The sequence below is a fragment of the Acinetobacter sp. RW6 genome (assembly GCF_041956835.1).
GTDB classification, from domain to species: domain Bacteria; phylum Pseudomonadota; class Gammaproteobacteria; order Pseudomonadales; family Moraxellaceae; genus Acinetobacter; species Acinetobacter calcoaceticus.
The window spans coordinates 637802-658114 of the sequence record NZ_CP167121.1 but is presented as its reverse complement, the minus strand read 5'-3'; the positions used below and the strand labels follow the sequence as shown (position 1 = coordinate 658114).

Here is a 20313-nt window from a genome sequence, read left to right as displayed (position 1 = left end):
TCCAAAAGATCATTTCTTCACATCAAACACCTGCAATAATTGAGCAACCACTGCAACGGCGATCGTTGCAGGTTGTTTCGATGAAATCCCTTCTATCCCTATAGGGCAAACCAAACGTTGTAATGCTTCGGGTGTATAACCACGTGTCAGCATACGTTTCTCAAAAATAGCCCTTTTACTTTTTGAACCAATCATCCCAACATAAGCAAATGGCTTTGGCGCAGGTTTTAAAGCTGCAAAACACAGTTGCAGATCTAGTTGATGATCATGAGTCAAAATTAAAATTGCACCCGAACGATTAAAATGTTCAATCTCGGCTTCTGGCGTATCTGTTGTTAAATATTGAACCTGTTGCAGTAAATCCGATGGGAAAATATCATCACGCGGATCAATCCATTTCACACTAACACCAATAGGCAATAAACAACGGACAATTGCTTCACCCACATGCCCCGCGCCACAAATTAGCACTTGCATGGCATAAGGTTGAATCTGCTGGTCAAATTGCCATTGGTCACTGGTGGCGGGCTGAACCTCGAAACATGGTTTCTGTTCCATATCCATACCCACAGTTTGCCAAGTGGATGCATGTTGATGTGAGACTGTACGCCATATACGCTGTCCGGCTCGCCATGCTTGCAAACAATGGGATAAATCTGAGGCAATTAAAGCGGGTGATATTTTTTCAAGCAATAACCACATCACTCCGCCACAACACTGCCCCAACCGAGCACTGAGGTTAAAACGCTCAATGCGTCTCACACAAGCTTCAGTTTCGCTTAACATTGCTTTAGCAATATCAATAGCCTGAAACTCTAAATGCCCTCCACCGATCGTATCTGACTGCTGCCATTGTTGTTGCAAATTAAACCGCAATAACATTGTTGCGCCAACCTCTCGTGGTGTTGAACCATCAGCGCGTACCACTGTTACCAACACCACGGGCATAGCATCGGCTTGCCATGCCACAAAATCAGTCCACCATTGTAAATGTTGCATAATCTTCTACATTTTAGCTTGTGGGCGGTCAGCTAAAGCTTGTCCTCGTCCAATAGCAATTGCACGTAAAATTTCTTCGGCAGTTGCCGGAGCATTAAGTACAACCGGTGCATTTTCTGGAATAGCCGCCTGTACCGCCTGACGAATTGCAGAAAAAACTGACAATGCCAACATAAATGGGGGTTCACCTACCGCTTTGGAGCGATAAATAGTGTCTGCCTGATTTTGGTTATTAAACAGTTTGACGTTAAAAATATGAGGAATATCAAAACTAGTCGGGATTTTATAAGTTGAAGGTGCATGCGTAAACAAGCGTCCTGCATGTGGTCCTTGTGGCTGCCAATACAACTCTTCTGTCGTGAGCCACCCCATCCCTTGAACAAAACCACCTTCAATTTGCCCAATATCAATTGCAGGGTTAATCGACCGACCAACGTCATGCAAAATGTCAGTACGTAATACTTTCATTTCCCCAGTTAAAGTATCTATTGCGACCTCACTGGCTGCTGCACCATAGGCATAATAGAAAAATGGACGGCCTAAATGGTTGACCTGATCGTAGTGAATTTCTGGTGTTTTATAAAAACCACTGTCCCATAGTTGCACACGTGCCATATATGCCCGTTGAACTAAGTCAGGAAATGTCCATGAATGTCCATTCGCTGTTGAAACCATACTATCTTCAAACTGGATTTGCTCAGCATCACTTTGACTTATTTCTGCTGCAAGTTTTGCCAAACGCTCACGAATTTTAATACAGGCATTTTGAACAGCTTTACCATTTAAATCCGCTCCACTCGATGCTGCGGTTGCCGAAGTATTTGGCACACGAGAAGTATCGGTTGCAATTAAGCGAACACTATCGATTGGTAAACCCAACTCATGCGCAGCAACCTGCCGTACTTTGGTATATAGCCCCTGTCCCATTTCTGTACCGCCATGCGTAATAGAGACAGTACCATCCATATACACATAAACCAATGCACCTGCCTGATTGTAATGCACGGCGTTAAACGAAATACCGAACATTAATGGTGTTAACGCAATACCACGCTTAATGATGTCATTATTCTGATTAAAGGTATGAATGGTTTGTTTACGTTTCGCATAATCACTACTTTGCAATAATTCAGCCACCAATCGAGGAGCAACATTATCACGGACTTCTGCCCCATAATGCATACGATCACGTCCAGCACCGGGCTGTTCGGCAAAGAAATTACGCTGACGAATTTCAACTGGGTCACAACGTAAATAACGAGCAATGTCATCAATAATATTTTCAATGACAAACATGCCTTGTGGTCCGCCAAAACCACGATATGCGGTATTGGAAACAGTATTGGTTTTACAACGTAAGTTACGCAACTGAACCGCATTTAAATAATAGGCATTGCCAATATGGCAAATCGCACGTTCATTCACTGGCCCAGAAAGATCAGCCGAAAAACCGCAATTTGAAGCCAATTGCACCTTTAAACCTTGCAAAATACCAATGTCATCAAAAGCCACAGACCATTCATATGCAAAACCGTGACGTTTGCCTGTGGCGCTCATGTCATCATCACGGTCTAAGCGTAACTTACACGGACGGCCTGTTTTTCGTGCTGCCAAAGATGCAATGCATGCCCATTGTGCCGACTGCGACTCTTTACCACCAAAACCCCCACCCATACGGCGGCTTTCTACACTCACCTGATGCATATTCATACCTAATGCATGACAAATCAGCAGCTGCATTTCGGTTGGATGTTGTGTCGAGCAATAAACTTTTAAGCCCTGATTTTCTTGTGGAATCGCATAGGAAATCTGCCCTTCAAGATAGAAATGCTCTTGCCCACCTAGCTCAATAGCACCTGAAAGTTGATGTGCAGCATTTTGAAATACCTGTTCAACTTCACCATGGCTAAATTCAACAGGTGGCAACACCCACGATTCTTTTTCAATCGCATCTTGAATCGTTAAAATTGGAGTTTCGGGCACATATTCAATATTTGCCAAGCGAACCGCCTGACGTGCTTGCTGATAACTCTCAGCAACAACTACAAATAAGGCTTGTCCATAAAATTCAACCTGCTCTTCAGCAAAAATTGGATCATCTTTAACAATGGGTCCCCAATTATTTTCAACATCAATATCTTGTGCTGAAAAAACTGCATAAACCCCATCGGCCTGACGCACCGCATCCAAATCAAACTTACTGATTTTACCTTTGGCACAACTCGAAAATCCGACTGCTAGATGCATTGTATTTTCAAGTTCAGGTAAGTCATCGATATAGGTTGCTTGCCCAGTCACATGTAAATGTGCACTTTCGTGTGAAATAGAGTCGCCTGCTTTAGCCGATTTTTTAGAAACATTTAAGTTAATGGTTTGATTCATGTTAGATCTCCACCACAGCAATCAAGTCATTCACTCGAGTGATCGTTTGAGACAGGATTTTTTCTACATAAAAACGCTGTAAACAGTTTTTCGCGACGTGTAAACGATATGCCGAGCTAGCACGTCCATCATCTAAAGGCTGATAGTCTTGCGACAATGCTTCTTGAGCCTTAGCTATCAATTCTGCTGTAAATTGCTGACCTTCCAATATAGCTTCTGCATATTTTGCACGTTTGGGAATAGCAGCCATGCCACCAAAAGCAATTCTCACATTGTGAGCGACATGATGAGTATCTAACTCACATGAAATGGCCGCACATACCGCAGAAATATCTTGCTCAAAACGTTTAGCAATTTTATAGCTGGCAAATTTAAAACGTGGCTGCCCCTCACGAAGCGGAATAACAATCGCCTCAACAAACTCACCAAGCTGTAAGGCTGTTTTTTGATAATCTAGATAAAAATCTTCCAATGCGATTTCACGGGTCTGTTCACCTACACGCAAAATCAATCGTGTACCTAGCGTAATTAATGCCGGCATTGAGTCACCAATAGGCGAACCATTGGCAATATTTCCACCTAGGGTTCCCGCGTTTTTAATAGGCATAGAAGCAAAACGGCGCTGTAATTCTTGAAAGTCAGGATAAAAATCTGAAATTTTTATGAGTGCATCACTCAAACTTACATTTGCCCCAATCGTTAAAGCATGGTCGGTAACTACAATCTTTTTCAGTTCTTCAACCTGACCAATATAAAGCATATCGCCTAAATCACGGCCCTGCTTGGTTACCCACAAACCGACATCTGTGCTACCAGCGACAATACGTGCTTGCGGCAATTGCAAACGTAAAGCGGCAAAATCCTGTAAAGTCTTTGGTGCAAAAAATTGCTGACCATGATCATTCAAATGCAATGCAGGTAATGCTTTGATCGCTTTTAATACATCAAGTACTTTTTGACGTTCTAATACAACACGCGGATAGTCATAAGCTTTTTGTGCTGCATCTAAAATAGGGCGATAACCTGTACAACGACACAAGTTTCCGGAGAGATAATCACTGACTTTATCTTTGCTCGGAGAATATTCTTCATTTTCATACATTGACCATAACGACATGATAAAACCGGGCGTACAAAAACCGCATTGTGAACCATGCAAATCGACCATCGCCTGTTGTACCGGATGAAGCGTTCCATCCTGTGTAGGCAATAACGTATGCAGATCTTCTACTGTAAATAAGGCCTTACCATCTAAAGTCGGTAAAAACTGAATACAGGCATTCACACTTCGCAATTGCAAGCTGTCATTGACCAACTCACCAATCACAACTGTACATGCACCACAATCGCCCTCAGCACAGCCCTCTTTTGTACCGGTCTGCCTAGTCTTACCAGTTTGGGTATATTCTCGCAGAAATTGTAAAACCGTCGTTGTGGGTACTACATTTTCTACTTGCTGCTGACCACCACGGAAAAAAAAGGTGATTGGACGTTCTGACATGTTTTATCCTTATGCTCTATAACACTGCATCTGTGCAAATATGATGCCATTAGGCGACCATTTAGAACTTAACAATATTAAATGCACATTTCATGTTCAAACACTTGACTATTAACGATAAAAAACATGAAAGTTATTCATCTTTTATTCAACGTGCGCAAAACCCAAATAAATATAGTGCGAGGATTTATGAAAATCAGATCATGTTCTGATACAATGCCGAGCTTGTTTAGTAGAGTAAATTTATACGTCTTATGTCAATGCAGCAATCGTACGCAAATATTCTGACTGCCGTCGGTGAAGATCTTGATCGTCCCGGCCTTAAAGATACGCCTGTGCGTGCGGCTAAAGCTTTTTCATATTTAACTTCTGGCTATAGTAAAACTTTAGAAGAAGTCACCAATAATGCTGTTTTTCCATCAGATAACCATGAAATGGTATTGGTGAAGAATATTGAATTTTATTCGCTTTGCGAACATCATCTTCTTCCATTCTATGGCCGTGTTCATGTTGCCTATCTACCGGAAGGCAAAGTTCTCGGCTTATCAAAATTTGCACGTATTACCGAAATGTTTGCACGTCGTTTGCAAATTCAGGAAAATTTGACTCAGCAAATTGCAGAAGCTGTGTCTGAAGTGACTGGAGCGCGCGGTGTAGCTGTAGTTATCGATTCAGCACATATGTGTATGATGATGCGCGGTGTAGGTAAACAAGAGTCAACCACACGTACCGTTTCATTTATCGGAGATTTTAAAACCGACAAAGAAGCACGTCGTGAGTTCTTGAGTGCTGTACCTGAGAGTTACTAAGTCATCTTTAATGACAAATAAAAAGCCCAACTGTTGGGCTTTTTTTATATCTCAACTCTTCGTGGATTCTATAAAACATAACAATTAAATCATGTGATTTTTGTTATAAAAGTACGTCCCTTCACTTTAAAATGTTTGATGAGTTAATCATGCGATTCCAAAAAATTTCCTATTTACTTCTTCCTTCTCTTTTTATTTTTAATACCTCAACTTATGCGGACAATACAAATACACCAAAAGAACAAGAGATCAAAAAACTTGTTGATCAAAACTTTAAACCGTTATTAGAAAAATATAATGTTCCCGGAATGGCAGTTGGTGTTATCCAAAATAATAAAAAGTACGAAATGTATTATGGCCTACAATCGGTTCAAGATAAAAAAACCGTAAATAGCAATACGATTTTCGAGCTAGGTTCAGTCAGTAAATTATTTACTGCGACAGCAGGTGGATATGCCAAAACTAAAGGAAAAATCGCTTTTGAAGACACCCCAGGAAAATACTGGAAAGAGCTAAAAAACACACCTATTGATCGGGTCAACCTACTTCAACTTGCGACCTATACGAGTGGCAACCTTGGCTTACAGTTTCCAGATGAAGTACAAACAGACCAACAAGTTTTAACTTTTTTCAAAGACTGGAAACCTAAAAACCAAATTGGTGAATATAGACAATATTCAAACCCAAGTATTGGATTATTTGGAAAAGTTGTGGCTTTGTCTATGAATAAACCTTTTGACCAAGTCTTAGAAAAGACAATTTTTCCGTCTCTTCACTTAAAACATAGCTATGTGAATGTTCCTAAAACTCAGATGCAAAACTATGCATTTGGTTATAACCAAGAAAATCAGCCGATTCGTGTGACTCCAGGCCCACTAGATGCGCCTGCCTACGGGGTTAAATCAACCTTACCTGACATGCTGAGCTTTATTGATGCCAATCTAAATCCACAAAAATATCCAGCAGATATCAAAAGCGCAATTAATGAAACTCATAAAGGTTTTTATCAAGTCGGTACGATGTATCAAGCATTAGGTTGGGAAGAGTTTTCTTATCCGGCTCCTTTACAAACTTTATTAGACAGTAATTCTGAACAAATCGTGATGAAACCTAATAAAGTGACTACCATTTCAAAAGAACCTTCAATCAAGATCTACCATAAAACTGGTTCAACTAACGGATTTGGAACTTATGTAGTCTTTATTCCTAAAGAAAATATTGGGTTAGTCATGTTAACCAATAAACGCATTCCGAATGAAGAACGTATTAAAGCGGCTTATGCTGTACTAAACGCGATTAAGAAATAATTCTTTTTCACAACAAAAAAGAGAGAAATAACTTATTTCTCTCTTTGCTTTACTCATCATAAAAGTTAAAAGAACCAAACGTAGCCTAAACTAGATTTCATCCAGTCTTGATGATTTTGTTGTTCATAATCCCAGTTTAATCGAACGGCATTATTACTGTTAATCACATATTGCCATTGGGTATTTACTCTTAAATTCCACTGATTTTGGTCTTCCCAATATGGCAATTCAATTTGTACGACAGAGTTAAAACGGTCGAACCATTGGTTCATACAACCTAAAGTTGGCCCCATTCCTACACGCCAACCTTTATCTAGATCTGAGCCAGTTTGTACGTAGGTTTGTAGTTGACCATAGCAGATATGCTTGCGCTCATAGTCTGCAAGACTGTAACCCACTTGAGCATTAAAATTCGCTACGCCATGCTGTTTTTCTTCACTAAAGTTTCCATCATGAATTGCTTCCTGACGCCAGCCTAAGTTAAATCCCCAACTCAGCGGTGTTTTAAAAGGCTGTATTGGGTTATAAGAATTTACTTCTAACAGATCAAGACGTTCTAGTGTTAAATGATCGTCTCGCCACTGCGCATTACCATTTAAAAATAGTAATTGAGTCCCAGCACGGTATCCCCCTTGAGGATCTATTAAGTCGTGATAGGCTTGTCGATGACCAATTTCGATAAACTTATCACCTTGGACTTCACCAGCTTTCACTGAAATATTACGTGCATTATGGCCTTGAGTTGGCTCTTTTTCTGGTCGTTTAGGTTCTTGACGCTGTTTGTCTAAATCAATCTGGCTTCTTAAAGCTAAAAGCTGACGTAACTGTGGCTGAGCAACGCTTTCTTCTATTTTACGGCTGGTAAATTGAAGATATAAATCATCATAGGCCATCTCCAGAATTTTAGCTTGATCTTGCTCACTAAAGGATTTTAAAACTTGAGAAGACTGCTTAATTGGCATCATCGTAATTTGATTTGCAACCTTCGCTAGTGAGGCACCATGCTGATGAGCTTGGGCTAATAGCTGGGTTTCTAAAGCAGGCCGATATACAGGAGCTTTGGTCAGCCCTTGTTGCTGCATCGATTTAATGGTTTCCATGGGAATGGAAGCATAAGTAAATTTTTCTTGTAAGTTAGATTCAGGCTTTACTAAATCAACTAATCCTAATAATCGATAAGCACAGTTATCACTCACAAAATAATAAGGAAAGCTTACATGCTGCATTTCCCAAATATGAGCGACTACAAACCGCGTTTCTTCAGGCGATAAATTAAGTTCATATTCCCATAAATCTCGACTTTCGAAATCACCGTACTCTTTTACCTTACGGTAATAAGGCATCAGCGAATATTCACCCGGATATTGCCCTGTTAAACCTTTCCATGCATATGACCAGTTGTCGTTCCCTGCCACAGTTGCTGCATAATTTACAGCATAGGAAACTAAATTTAACTGCTGCTGATCTTTTGGATCTAAACGTAATAAAGTATGGCCAAACATCGAGCTAGGGTTGCCCATAAAATCTGTCGCATAAATTAATGTCGCTTTATAAGGCTTAATTTGGCCAATCCAGTTTTCAAATTCTGAACATTTTATTTGAGGCAATTCATTTTCTTGAATACCTACTTTTTGTATGAGCCATTGGCTTCGAGCTGGAAACTTACAACGAATCGACTGATTATCTTGAGCAGGTATAAATAATGCCGAGATGTCAGCTTTCAGTTCTTCTTTTAAATTATTTTTCCCATTTTCTGACATGAAATAACCAGAATAAGTGACGTCACTTTTATGGTTTTTATTAGCATACATGAGCCTTTGCCATGTAATGTCTTGATCTAGATTTTGTTGTTCTGCAATGGACCAATATTTTTGAATAGATGGATTTATTTCTGCTGAATACGCAATATTAACTGCCAAAGAGGCAAAAACTAAAACAACTGACTTCATTAAGCTCATCAATTTTTATCATTAAATATAAGAAAAACCCTGCCATACGACAGGGTTTTCAATTTCAAACTTATACGTAAGCTTTTAAAACGTCGTCTTTAGCCATTACAGTTTGTAATGATGCTAAAACTTGAAGGGTATTTTGATTATTTGCTGAATAGATTTCACCAAAGTTTGCTTTTGAAACTTTAAAGAAACGGTCTTTATCTTGAGGTTTAATTTGCATTAACTCAGCAAGTACGTTCAGGCTTTCACCTTGGCCTACTGCCATATCACGTGCTAAAGCTTCTGCATTTTCATTTGTGAATGTTACAACTTGCGCTGTTACTGTTCCGCCTTGACGGCAGCCTAAAGTACCGAAAGTGATCCCTAATAATTGGTTAGTAAAAATACCGTTTGTTGTTGCAGCAAGAATTTTAGGCGCTACTCCTTTTTTGCCGGCCCATACTTGTGTACCCGCACCACAACCCACATCGTTGTCAGCCATTGCAACACTTGAACCAGCTGCTAACAGTGCAGCTAAAGCTATTTTTTTTAACATAGATGTATATCTCCAAAAATCATTATTGATTGTTTCTTATGTCTTGTATTGTTATGTGTAATTTTTATTACACGATATTAAAGATAGCGAGAAGGCTGCGATTTAGCAATTAAAAAATAAACAATATGATGAAAAGTGCTAAAGAAAAATTTACCTTAAATTCCAATTACCTTGATTATCTCGATTACCTAATATTTTAAGAACCAATACTAAGCTTAAAAGTAATAATAAATACCACGATCCTAGCTTACCCCACCCCACCATATGCCAAGCATCGACCTGACTTGGATAGAGCCAGATTTTATAAAATGTACTTATATTTTCAGCAATCCAGATGATAAATGCGAGCGTCAATAATATCGGTAACATCGGGATTTTAAATTTATGTTCATTTATTTGAAAATAAAGTTTTGTTTTCCAGAAAATAAAAATACTAATCGCAAATAAAATATAGCGAATATCTGGAACAAAAAATTTACTCATAAAATTTATATATGAGAAAAATGCGAGTAAAAGCATAGTTCCAAAACTTGGAAGCTTTTCAAAAGACACTTGAAACAGTCGTATTGAACGTGCGAAGAAGCTACCTACAGCCGAATACATAAAACCTGCAAATAACGGCACTGTTAAAATTTTAAATACGGCGGGCTGCGGATATTGCCATGAAGCAATTGCAGGATGAGTTAAAAATATTTCCATCACCATAGCCATGACGTGAAATAAAGCAATCACTTTGGCTTCTGCCCATGACTCCAGTTTTAAATAGAGTAAACAGATCTGAATCATCAGTGCATAGATGAGTAAATAATCATAACGATAAAAACCCATATATTCATGGCTTCCCATCGGTGCAGTTAAAGCAAAAGCAATTAAAAGCAAAATACCAAACAAGGCTGCCGAAACAGCCTTGCCGATAAATTGAAACGGTAAAGTTAGATATTGCACAAAAACTATCCTAGATATTTAGCACTATACTCATGCACTGTATCTACAAAGATTTTTGGTTGTGCAGGGTCTACCCACTGAGTAATCCCATGACCTAAGTTAGCGATGTAACCCGTCTTTTCACCATTTGCGTAGGCATCATCTAACATGGCTTTCACGGCTTTTTCAATTGAAGCAGCCGAACCATATAAAACAGCCGGATCAAGATTTCCTTGTAGCGCGACACGCCCAGCCACCGTAGTACGAGCTGTATCTAATCGCGTAGTCCAATCTAAACCTAATGCATCTGCGCCTGTGCTAATCATTGGCTCTAACCATTGACCACCACCTTTAGTGAACACAATGATAGGAATACGTCGGCCATCTTTTTCACGTTGCAAACCAGCAATGATTTTATTCATGTAGTTTAAAGAGAATTCGACATATTCACGATGTGCCAATGCCCCGCCCCAGCTATCAAAGATCTGGATCGCCTGAGCACCTGCATCGATTTGAGCATTTAAATAGTCAATTACAGAGTCTGCTAAATGATCAAGCAAAGCATGCAAAACTTCTGGTTGGGCATACATCATCTGCTTGGTAAAACGGAATTCTTTACTTGAACCACCTTCAACCATATAAGTTGCAAGCGTCCAAGGGCTACCAGAAAAACCAATTAGTGGAACTTGACCACCTAAAGCAGAGCGAATCGTGCTTACCGCATTCATGACATAATCAAGGTCTGATTTTGCATTTAACTTAGGTAAATTCGCCACATCTTGTTCAGTACGAACAGTCTTTTGAAACTTAGGACCTTCTCCAGTTTCAAAATAAAGCCCTAAGCCCAGTGCATCTGGAATGGTTAAAATATCTGAAAATAAAATTGCTGCATCTAAATCATAGCGACGCAAAGGTTGTAAAGTGACTTCACAGGCAAAATCTGTATTTTTACATAAGGATAGAAAGTCACCTGCTTTTGAACGTGTTTCACGATATTCAGGCAAATAACGCCCTGCTTGACGCATCATCCATACCGGAGTGGTATCTACAGGTTCGCGTAACAAAGCACGGAGGAAACGATCATTTTTCAAAGTCGTCATTACCAATCTCTATCTTCTTTATGTGGCAGCATCATATCAAAAACAAAGACATTTTTATAATTTCAATTTCACACAAAAAACTCGTCAATCTACTAAAAAATGCATATTTACACAAAAGTCTACTGCAAGCTGCGGGGTTTTCTGCAATACTTGCAACATGTTACATTGGGTTTATTGATATTCTTTTAATCACTAAATTGCCAATCTTGGGCTCATAGAGATGAGTTATTGGTAATTTTATGCACTTTAAGATCACATCAATCCTCCTATTGCTTATATGAAAATTCTTAAGGTTGAATTACATGTTTGTTCGCTCATTACTCGCTATGAGTTTAAGTTGTATTATTGCTAATGTTGCTTTTGCTGCTTCAACAACTGAGCAACCCCTGAACCCTAAAAAGGTATCAGCTCCTGTAGAAGATCCGATTGATCCTCTAGCAGTAGAGGCAGCTTCAACTGTACAAGCTCAAGCTCCAACACAAATTACTGCTCAAGAACAAAATGATTTAAATCGAGCGTCAACAACATTACAAAACTTACAGAAAACAGAAGACCCAAATGCTGAGTCTGGTATTGCTGCATCTACACCAGCAGTAGCTAAAAGCACAACGGCGTCTAAGGCTGCACCAGTGTCAGCTGCTTCATGGACATTAGATGGCTTAAATTCGGCAGAATGGTCTGAAAATATTGGTAAAGGTCAACTTCCAGTTTATGCACGTGCACACGTGATGCTTAATAATGCACATGCATCACCAGGTGCAATTGACGGCATGAGCGGTAAAAACACCTTAAAAGCAATTTCTTCATTCCAACAAATGAATGGTTTATCACCTACTGGTGAGCTTACTAAAGAAACTTGGGATGCATTAGTTGCTAAACAAAACAAGCCAGCATTTATTGAATACACGATTTCTGATGCTGACTTAAAAGGTCCATATGCTGAGTCGATCCCTTCTGACTACGCATTACAAGCCAAAATGAAAGGTTTGTACTACACTCGTGTGACCGAAATGTTGGGTGAGAAGTTTCATATTGATGAAGGCTTCTTAAAGAAATTAAACCCAACTGCGACATTCAAAAAAGCGGGTGAAAAAATCATTGTTCCAAACGTGCGCAATGATTTACCAGAAGATATTCATTTGATTATTGCCCATAAAGGCGCAAAACAATTGTATCTCTTCAATAGCCGGAACCAAATGATTGCCTCATTTCCTGCAACAATTGGCAGTACTGATACGCCTTCTCCGGCCGGTACTTACAAGGTAGTTGGTGTGGCTCGTAACCCTTGGTACAGCTATTCACCGTCGAACTTCGTACAAGGTAAAAACTTAAAACCTCTTTCTTTACCACCTGGCCCAAATGCCCCTGTTGGTAATATCTGGATTGGTTTGAGTAAAAAATCTTTTGGTATTCATGGAACGCCAAATCCATCTTTAATTTCTAAAACAGCATCACACGGTTGTATCCGTTTGACTAACTGGGATGCAAACGATTTAGGAAGCAAAGTACGTTCTGGCGTAACTGTTAAGTTCCTTGAATAATCAAATAGTTTCATTAAAGACCTGCCTTCATGGCAGGTTTTTTTTATAATTAAAAGTGCAACAAATAGACGAAAAATTCAATATCATATCAATTATGAAACGACATGTTGCAGTTCTTCTATTTTTTCACTCCCGATATAGCATTAATATATTTCTTAATAGATCAATAAAAATTTGGGAGATTAGATCATGAATGCTTACGTACATCGTGGTGAAGATCGAGGACATGTAAAAGCAGGCTGGTTAGAGTCTTATCATAGCTTTTCATTTGGTAGCTGGTATAACCCTAAATATATGGGTGTAAGTGCTCTACGAGTCATTAATGACGACAAGATTGATGCGCATAATGGTTTCGGTACACACTCCCATGACAACATGGAAATCTTAACCTGTGTGCTAGATGGTGCAATTTCACACCGTGACACGATGGGAAATGAAGGCCAAATTAAAGCAGGTGAATGGCAATTAATGAGTGCTGGCACAGGTGTTGCCCACAGTGAAATCAACAACACTGATACGCCTGTACATTTGCTTCAAATCTGGATTATTCCAGATGTAAGAGATGCTGAGCCGAATTACCAGCAAATTAATCTTGACCCACGTAATGATCCAAATAAATGGCATTTAATTGCTGGGCCTGATGCAAATGCACCGATGCATATTCGTCAAAATGCAGAGATCAAGTCTGCTGTATTGGAAAAAGGACGTGAGTTAACTGTTGATCCAGTTAAAAAAGTGAACTATGTTCATGTTATTACAGGTGTAATCCGTATCGGCGATCAAGAAGTTAAAGCAGGCGATGCTTTCGTGTTTGAAGATAAAGCGACAATTCAGGCAACCGAAGATAGTCAATTTATTTGGTTCGACTTACCTTAAATTAATCAAAAGCCCTTTGAACAAAAGGGCTTTTTTAATCTCCACCACCACCGCCCCCATCACATCCTCCTGAAAGAGTTTTTATCTGCCTAATCAAATTCAATGTCTAATCTATCATTTCTTTAAAAACCTTATAGGTAGGCATTTATATTTAATATCTTTTTAAAAAGCCTGCTTTATACAGGCTTTTTTATATCTAAAATTTAAAACGAATATTTATAAAAATCTTAATCATCTTAAAAATGCAACAACATGTTGCATCTACTCTATTTTTAGCTTTACCCCATATTGTTAAATGACATAAGGTCTAAGATTTTTGACACATATTTCGAGACTGTTACAGAATTTAAAAAAGGTCTTAATATAGATTTAACAGGTCTTACATGCATCATTTACATATTTCATATAAAAGCAGGAATCATGCACTCTTAAAAACAAACTCAAATAATAAAGGTAGGAAGAGTATGCTTTCCCTCATTTATTTGCAGTCTATTAGCACCCCTTCATAACCCATTGAATTTATTAAACTCATCTCAAAATTTGAGATAAATCAAAGTTTAGATGATTATAAAGTTCTGTCTGGCTCAATGAGATAGTTTTAATAAATTAGAATGTTGATTAAAAGTAAAAATGGGGATCAAACTAAAATTTTGTTCTGATAAGTATTCTCGTGAACAATGTAATGAGTATATATATACCCACCATCTTTATCATTTTTGAAATATAATTTTAATGATTGCATTTGAATTGAATCATTTAAATCAGTGTAATTAATCAATAAATATACAACGGCATATTCATCTTCAACAATTATTAGCTCACTTTCAGCTAATAAATAAAAATTTCGCTGATCATCAAAATTATTACTGATAAACCCAAAGGAAGTATCTCCAGAAGGAAGTTGCCCTATTAAACTATCTTCAAAACCTACCAAAATGAAAAGCTGCCTACAAATTGCTCGACTATTACTTAATGTGAAACTGAAATTGAAATAATATGGACCAACTGATGAACGAATTATAAATCCGCTTAAATCTTTGAAATGAAAAAATGGTTGAGAAAGTAATAAAGATTGTCTTTTTTGCTCTAGTCTTTCTTGAGTATTATTTTGAATTTCAATACTTTGCTGTTTATAACCTAATAAAAGGAAAAAAAATGCCAATGGAGCAAATGTTCCAGCTAAGAAATCACCAAACTCATTTGAATTAAGAAGACGGTTTTCTCCTTTACTGAATATTAAACATACGGTATGTATAGCAACCAAACTTAGATAAATAACAGCTACCCAAAAAGTCCATTTTTTGTAAAATACCCAAGTTTTATTTGGTATTGGATTCTGCATAGAATCATCCCCCCTGATTCTTAATCTTTTATGTAGGTACTTAAACTGTAATAAACTTCATTAAACTCTGATTCATAATTGGCACTAAGAGTGTAATGAATATACTTGGTATAAGGCTTACCATAAAGATTGGTAAAAGTTAGAATCAGAGTATTATAATATTCTGCGCCATGTCCTAGATTTTCCATTACTTTTTCATTTAATTCAAAACTAATATCTAATGGTTCTTCATAGTTTATTTTGTAAATGGACTGTCTTACATAAAATTCATCTTCAAAACTTTTAACTAAAACATTTTTTGCCACTTCACCATAATTTATAAAGGTAAAGGATACTTTCAAGTATTTTTCAACTTCTGTTCCAATAATGTTTTCTTCTTCATCAAGTATAGGTGACGGTATCTGATATTCTTTAACATTATCTTTAGTTTTTCTAAAGTCAGGTAAAACTTGAAAATGTTTTTCTTCCTGCTCTTTCTCATGCAATTGAATTAAGCGTCTTTGTTCATCAACACTATGCTTTAACTCTTGGGCTTGCAATTTGAGAGCAGCTGTATTTTGCTTCATCTCTTCGCCTTGCTGCCTATATCCTAAATATAAAAATAAGAAAGCTAATGGCGCGAAAACACCAGCTAAAAAGTCGCCTAACTCATTTGATGTAAGAAGAACTTTCTTTTCGGGATCAAAAAAGAAAAAAGCCAAGTTGTATAAAAGGATTATAACTCCATAAATAGAAGCCCAAAAAATCCATGTTTTATAAAAGCTCCAAGATTTATAAGCTTTTAGCCACAAATAAAAACGTTCAAAATTTGACTTTAATTTCTGCACAGAAATATTATCCTCTTTTTGCTATTCTTACATTTAATTGGGAATCCTCATGCCCATCAAATTCAAAAAATTTGACAATCACAATATCTTTATATTTTTTCCCATATACATCGGAGTAATTTATATCCAGATAAAACTCAACTTCACGCTTTTCAAATAATTCTGAAATATAATCATCATCCACATAACAAACTATGAAGGTATTACTATCTTTTTTAATTTCATAGTTAGAATCTAACTGAACTGCTTTATTACTGTCGGTAACAGTTATATGCTTTGCAACTTCCCCCATATTTTTAAGCTGAAACATTAATCTAAGCACTTCTTCTGGTTCTTGAAATTCTTCTTTCCCATCAATTATATAAGTATTGCCACCCTCCATAGCAAATTTATATAAAGGGTTAGAAATGTCTAGAAAGGGTTTTGCAGCAAAATATTTAGCTTCTACTTCTTGTTGTTGAAGAGTTACCATTTTAGTTTGTTGTATAACGCTATTTTTAACTTCTTCAAGTTGAAGGCTTAATTCTTTTCCTTGTTGGTGATAACCATAGATTAACCACATAAATACTAATGGTGCAAAGAAACCAGCTAAAAAATCTCCCCACTCATTTGGTCTTAAAGTTCTCATCCCCTTCACATCTAAAAGGCAATAAAGAATAATCATTCCCAAATAAATTATCGTAAATATAAGCATAGATGGGAATTTTGACTTTTCTTTAGTTCCTTCAATTTTATTGGTATCCACTACAATGTTTTCCGTAATGTAAAAAAATGTAAATTAACAGAAAACAATATGGTTATAAATAAAAGCTGATGCAGGTTCATTACAAATATTCTTGCGCTTCCCTTACCATTGATTTAAGAGGTAATCCGTATCGGTGATCAAGAAGTTAAAGCAGGCGATGCTTTCGTGTTTGAAGATAAAGCGACCATTCAAGCTATTGAAGATAGTCAATTTATTTGGTTCGACTTACCTTAAATTAATCAAAAGCCCTTTGAACAAAAGGGCTTTTTTAATCTCCACCACCACCGCCCCCATCACATCCTCCCGAATCTGAAGATGATGATGAACAATCATTTGAATAACTAGAGCTATGATGACTAGGGCTATTATCGTGAAAATGATGTGTTGAAGAAGATGAATAATCATGATCGCCAGATGACGAAGAATTTTTTAAATTTCTAAGCAGTGCACTTAAACAGATCAGACCAATACTGGAAAAAATTGCAATAAATACAATAATAAATAACTTCAAATAACGACCTCTTTGATCAATCTAAACACACATTAAAATAAACTATTTTAAGTTTCCTTTACATATAAATAGGCACTCGCTCTTGATATACCTAAATGTTGTGCAACCGTCTCTACAGCCTTTTTAATGTCTAATAAACCATTATTCTTTAACTCGTGTATTAATTGTTTTCGCTCATTGAGTTTTAACATACGCGGCGTAGTCGCATGTTTTGAGGCAAATTGATCGATATATCTTCGAATTGCTTCAGACCCATTCGGTTCTAAATTTTCAATAATGTTGTCAGTTTCAATTTTAGTAAACTGGTCTAAAGCGCTTTGCATGCCCCTAAATAGGGTTAAATCAATATTCATACATAAAGCGGCCACATATTCGCCCTCTTCATCTTTAATACCAATCGAAGTGCTTTTTGCGGGGCGGCCATCTGCAAACTGGTTTGCATAGTTTGAAATAAGATTGGGAAATTCTGGAGACATAATTCTTGCTAGCCCTAACTCTGTTGCTGGATCTCCAACTTTTCGCCCAGATAAATTATTGTGTATTGAGAGTATGGCATGTTCAGGATTTGTTAAGTCATGGACAACAACTTCGCAAAATGGGAATAGAGTTTCACTTAACCCTTTCGCGATTGTATCTAGTTGAGTGAGTAAATGTTTATCACGATTTCCCAATGTATTACCTCCAAATGACTTAATTACTATTTCAAACCCTAGCGTGAAGTATGCAATAGTAATTTAGACTTTTTATCTAATTTTAAACTTAATGTAAATCAAAATCTTATATCTCATTGTTATCACATCAGAAAATAAAATTAGACATTTTATCTAAATATATATATTTTATCTAAACAAGGTCAATATATTGTGCGTTGCTTGAGCAATACGAAATCTTGCATCCGAAAACATTGAATAGAATTAGGTTTAATTATGAAAAATTTAACCCTTCCAACTTATGAAGATGTCGCAGCCGCTGCTGAACGCATAAAAGGTTTTGCAAATAAAACCCCTGTTTTAACTTCACGTACTGTTAACAATGAATTTGAAGCAGAAGTATTCTTTAAATGTGAGAATTTTCAGCGTGTTGGCGCTTTCAAATTTCGTGGTGCAATGAATGCGCTTGCACAGTTCGATGAGGCTCAAAAACAAGCTGGTGTGGTTGCTTTCTCTTCGGGAAATCATGCTCAAGCGATTGCACTGTCAGCAAAAATCCTTGGTATTCCAGCAACAATAATCATGCCCAAAGATGCTCCTGCTGCAAAAATGGCAGCGACGCGAGAATACGGCGGCAATATTGTTGAATTTGACCGTTATACGGAAGATCGGGAACAAATTGGAAAAGAGATTGCCGAAAAAAATGGTCTGACACTCATTCCATCCTATGACCATCCGCATGTGATTGCAGGTCAAGGAACGGCTGCAAAAGAGCTATTTGAAGAGGTTGGTGACTTAGATTACCTCTTTGTATGTTTAGGTGGCGGGGGTTTATTAGCTGGTTCTGCCCTATCTGCTCGTCAACTCTCGCCTAACTGTAAAATATATGGTGTTGAACCAGCCTTAGGAAATGATGGGCAAATGTCCTTTAGAAAAGGAGAAATTGTTCATATTGATACCCCCCAAACGATTGCCGACGGTGCTCAAACTCAATATTTAGGCAAACTCACTTTTCCTATTATTCAAAAGAATGTAGATGACATTTTGACTGTAACAGACGAAGAACTCGTGACTTCTATGAAGTTCTTTGCTGAAAGAATGAAGATAGTGGTTGAACCGACAGGATGCCTTGGATTTGCTGCTGCCCGTAATTTGAAACATGAGTTAAAAGGCAAACGTATAGGCATCATTATTAGTGGTGGGAATGTCGATATTGCTAAATATGTAGAGTTTTTATCAGCTTAATAAAAGTCGATGTCTATCTATGATGTCAGTTAAAGCGTCATGGATAGACATTACAAGCTACTCGTCTCTCGAACTGTTCACGTCTTAATTTAAACATCAACTTTTGGAGATGGCTATGAGATTTATTTCTGAGTCTGAATCTTCTGCTCTCATCAATCATGAACTCGCTTATGATGCAATTTACGAAGCTTTAATTGCTGCAACTCAACCCGACACTAAAAGTTTTCCTGTGGTTCATGGTCAAGCGTCTGATACAAAAAATACCTTTAGTATTAAATCATCTGCTAATCAGCACTTAGCTGGTCTTAAAGTCGGTTCTTTTTGGGAAGATAACCCTAAAAATGGTTTACCACGCCATAACGCACTCATTTTATTATTTAATCAAGCCAATGGAAAAATGGCAGCAGCCATCGAAGCAGGCAAAGTGAATGCCTTCCGTACAGCAGCCTCTAATGCTGTTGCGACCAATCTACTGGCAAGAAAAGATTCAAAAGTATTAGCCATATTTGGTACAGGAAATCAGGCTAAATATGAATGTGAGGCATTAGCTAGAATTAGAAATTTGGACCAAATTTTGATTGTAGGACGTAACCAAAGTAAAGCCGAAGAAATGGCAGAAGACCTAAAACAATTAGGGATTAAGCTTAAAATTAAGGGTGCAAAAGAAGCCTGTGAAGAAGCAGATATTATTGTGACAGCAACTTCGTCTCAATCCCCTCTTTTTAAAGCAGAATGGGTAAAAGCCGGTACTCATATTTCATCTATGGGTTCTGATAAAAAAGGCAAACAAGAACTCCCCCCAGAATTATTTTCACATAGTGGTTTATTTTGTGATCTTAATACACAGTCTAAACTTATTGGTGAATTCCAACATGCGCCTGAATCTGCAACTTTAATGAATATAGGTAATGTGCTTTTAGCAAACACTCAAGGAAGGCAATCTCAGGAACAAATCACAATTTATGACAGTTCAGGGTTATCTATACAAGATTTATATATCGCCCAAAAAATTTTAGAAATTTCTTAATATTTATCATTTAACTGCATCATTTATACTGATGCAG

Annotated in this window: 18 protein-coding genes and 1 pseudogene; 7 read left to right on the top strand and 12 right to left on the bottom strand. The window is 37.5% G+C overall.

From position 1 onward, the window contains the following. Positions 1–9: 9 nt before the first annotated feature. Genes xdhC through xdhA form a run of 3 tightly spaced genes read right to left on the bottom strand, consistent with a single transcriptional unit; the run spans position 10 to position 4882 of the window. Positions 10–999: a xanthine dehydrogenase accessory protein XdhC gene (xdhC, locus tag ACB088_RS02990; protein ID WP_375037961.1), complete on the bottom strand. Its 990-nt coding sequence runs from the start codon at positions 997–999 to the stop codon at positions 10–12. 6 nt (positions 1000–1005) lie between these two features. Beyond that, the gene (gene xdhB / locus ACB088_RS02985; RefSeq protein WP_375037960.1) at positions 1006–3381 is read right to left on the bottom strand and encodes a xanthine dehydrogenase molybdopterin binding subunit; all 2376 of its coding nucleotides are present in this window, start codon (positions 3379–3381) and stop codon (positions 1006–1008) included. Between the two features lies 1 nt (position 3382). Continuing rightward, positions 3383–4882, bottom strand: a complete 1500-nt coding sequence (gene xdhA, locus ACB088_RS02980; protein ID WP_375037959.1) for a xanthine dehydrogenase small subunit — start codon at positions 4880–4882, stop codon at positions 3383–3385. A gap of 260 nt (positions 4883–5142) precedes the next feature. Between xdhA and folE the strand changes: the two genes are divergently transcribed. Continuing rightward, a complete protein-coding gene (folE, locus tag ACB088_RS02975) occupies positions 5143–5691 on the top strand; it encodes a GTP cyclohydrolase I FolE (protein ID WP_170834036.1) in 549 nt (182 codons plus the stop codon). Between the two features lie 149 nt (positions 5692–5840). Continuing rightward, entirely contained in the window at positions 5841–6998 is a 1158-nt protein-coding gene (blaADC, locus tag ACB088_RS02970; protein WP_375037958.1) for an ADC family extended-spectrum class C beta-lactamase, read from the top strand. 65 nt (positions 6999–7063) lie between these two features. Here the strand turns inward: blaADC and ACB088_RS02965 are convergent, their stop codons facing one another. The 4 genes from ACB088_RS02965 to hemE form a co-directional block, all read right to left on the bottom strand. Further along, positions 7064–8956: a DUF4105 domain-containing protein gene (locus ACB088_RS02965; protein WP_375037957.1), complete on the bottom strand. Its 1893-nt coding sequence runs from the start codon at positions 8954–8956 to the stop codon at positions 7064–7066. A gap of 61 nt (positions 8957–9017) precedes the next feature. Further along, complete coding sequence (locus ACB088_RS02960; RefSeq protein ID WP_092706332.1) at positions 9018–9488, bottom strand: DUF3015 family protein; 471 nt, start codon at positions 9486–9488, stop codon at positions 9018–9020. A 150-nt stretch (positions 9489–9638) separates the two neighbouring features. Beyond that, complete coding sequence (locus ACB088_RS02955; RefSeq protein ID WP_375037956.1) at positions 9639–10433, bottom strand: DUF817 family protein; 795 nt, start codon at positions 10431–10433, stop codon at positions 9639–9641. A 5-nt stretch (positions 10434–10438) separates the two neighbouring features. Beyond that, positions 10439–11512 (bottom strand): uroporphyrinogen decarboxylase, encoded by a 1074-nt coding sequence (gene hemE, locus ACB088_RS02950; RefSeq protein ID WP_205468736.1) that lies wholly within the window; start codon positions 11510–11512, stop codon positions 10439–10441. Positions 11513–11814: 302 nt separating this feature from the next. Here hemE and ACB088_RS02945 point away from each other — a divergent pair, with 302 nt between their 5' ends. Continuing rightward, on the top strand, positions 11815–13053 hold the full coding sequence (locus tag ACB088_RS02945; protein WP_375037955.1) for a L,D-transpeptidase family protein: 1239 nt from the start codon (positions 11815–11817) through the stop codon (positions 13051–13053). A 189-nt stretch (positions 13054–13242) separates the two neighbouring features. Then, positions 13243–13929, top strand: a complete 687-nt coding sequence (locus ACB088_RS02940) for a pirin family protein (RefSeq protein WP_375037954.1) — start codon at positions 13243–13245, stop codon at positions 13927–13929. Between the two features lie 637 nt (positions 13930–14566). On the opposite strand, the gene ACB088_RS02935 is transcribed toward ACB088_RS02940, so the two are convergent. Genes ACB088_RS02935 through ACB088_RS02925 form a run of 3 tightly spaced genes read right to left on the bottom strand, consistent with a single transcriptional unit; the run spans position 14567 to position 16843 of the window. After that, positions 14567–15271, bottom strand: coding sequence for a hypothetical protein (locus ACB088_RS02935; RefSeq protein ID WP_375037953.1), 705 nt, complete (start codon positions 15269–15271; stop codon positions 14567–14569). Positions 15272–15291: 20 nt separating this feature from the next. Beyond that, complete coding sequence (locus ACB088_RS02930) at positions 15292–16062, bottom strand: hypothetical protein (protein ID WP_375038764.1); 771 nt, start codon at positions 16060–16062, stop codon at positions 15292–15294. Positions 16063–16105: 43 nt separating this feature from the next. Next, positions 16106–16843, bottom strand: a complete 738-nt coding sequence (locus ACB088_RS02925; protein ID WP_375037952.1) for a hypothetical protein — start codon at positions 16841–16843, stop codon at positions 16106–16108. A gap of 120 nt (positions 16844–16963) precedes the next feature. Here ACB088_RS02925 and ACB088_RS02920 point away from each other — a divergent pair. Further along, positions 16964–17077, top strand: a pseudogene (locus ACB088_RS02920) (pirin family protein); the annotation flags it as partial. Positions 17078–17111: 34 nt separating this feature from the next. On the opposite strand, the gene ACB088_RS02915 reads toward ACB088_RS02920, so the two are convergent. Continuing rightward, positions 17112–17354, bottom strand: coding sequence for a hypothetical protein (locus ACB088_RS02915; protein ID WP_375037951.1), 243 nt, complete (start codon positions 17352–17354; stop codon positions 17112–17114). Between the two features lie 47 nt (positions 17355–17401). Beyond that, positions 17402–18025 (bottom strand): transcriptional regulator, encoded by a 624-nt coding sequence (locus ACB088_RS02910; RefSeq protein WP_375037950.1) that lies wholly within the window; start codon positions 18023–18025, stop codon positions 17402–17404. Positions 18026–18280: 255 nt separating this feature from the next. Between ACB088_RS02910 and ACB088_RS02905 the strand changes: the two genes are divergently transcribed. Beyond that, positions 18281–19249: a threo-3-hydroxy-L-aspartate ammonia-lyase gene (locus ACB088_RS02905; protein WP_375037949.1), complete on the top strand. Its 969-nt coding sequence runs from the start codon at positions 18281–18283 to the stop codon at positions 19247–19249. Between the two features lie 115 nt (positions 19250–19364). Further along, positions 19365–20276, top strand: coding sequence for an ornithine cyclodeaminase family protein (locus ACB088_RS02900; protein WP_375037948.1), 912 nt, complete (start codon positions 19365–19367; stop codon positions 20274–20276). The last annotated feature ends 37 nt before the right edge of the window (positions 20277–20313 follow it).

Excerpts from the sequence above, each read along its gene's own strand:
- xdhC (WP_375037961.1), bottom strand. The coding sequence starts at position 999 with ATGCAACATTTACAATGGTGGACTGATTTTGTGGCATGGCAAGCCGAT.
- xdhB (WP_375037960.1), bottom strand. The coding sequence starts at position 3,381 with ATGAATCAAACCATTAACTTAAATGTTTCTAAAAAATCGGCTAAAGCA.
- xdhA (WP_375037959.1), bottom strand. The coding sequence starts at position 4,882 with ATGTCAGAACGTCCAATCACCTTTTTTTTCCGTGGTGGTCAGCAGCAA.
- folE (WP_170834036.1), top strand. The coding sequence starts at position 5,143 with ATGCAGCAATCGTACGCAAATATTCTGACTGCCGTCGGTGAAGATCTT.
- blaADC (WP_375037958.1), top strand. The coding sequence starts at position 5,841 with ATGCGATTCCAAAAAATTTCCTATTTACTTCTTCCTTCTCTTTTTATT.
- ACB088_RS02965 (WP_375037957.1), bottom strand. The coding sequence starts at position 8,956 with ATGAGCTTAATGAAGTCAGTTGTTTTAGTTTTTGCCTCTTTGGCAGTT.
- ACB088_RS02960 (WP_092706332.1), bottom strand. The coding sequence starts at position 9,488 with ATGTTAAAAAAAATAGCTTTAGCTGCACTGTTAGCAGCTGGTTCAAGT.
- hemE (WP_205468736.1), bottom strand. The coding sequence starts at position 11,512 with ATGACGACTTTGAAAAATGATCGTTTCCTCCGTGCTTTGTTACGCGAA.
- ACB088_RS02945 (WP_375037955.1), top strand. The coding sequence starts at position 11,815 with ATGTTTGTTCGCTCATTACTCGCTATGAGTTTAAGTTGTATTATTGCT.
- ACB088_RS02940 (WP_375037954.1), top strand. The coding sequence starts at position 13,243 with ATGAATGCTTACGTACATCGTGGTGAAGATCGAGGACATGTAAAAGCA.
- ACB088_RS02935 (WP_375037953.1), bottom strand. The coding sequence starts at position 15,271 with ATGCAGAATCCAATACCAAATAAAACTTGGGTATTTTACAAAAAATGG.
- ACB088_RS02905 (WP_375037949.1), top strand. The coding sequence starts at position 18,281 with ATGAAAAATTTAACCCTTCCAACTTATGAAGATGTCGCAGCCGCTGCT.
- ACB088_RS02900 (WP_375037948.1), top strand. The coding sequence starts at position 19,365 with ATGAGATTTATTTCTGAGTCTGAATCTTCTGCTCTCATCAATCATGAA.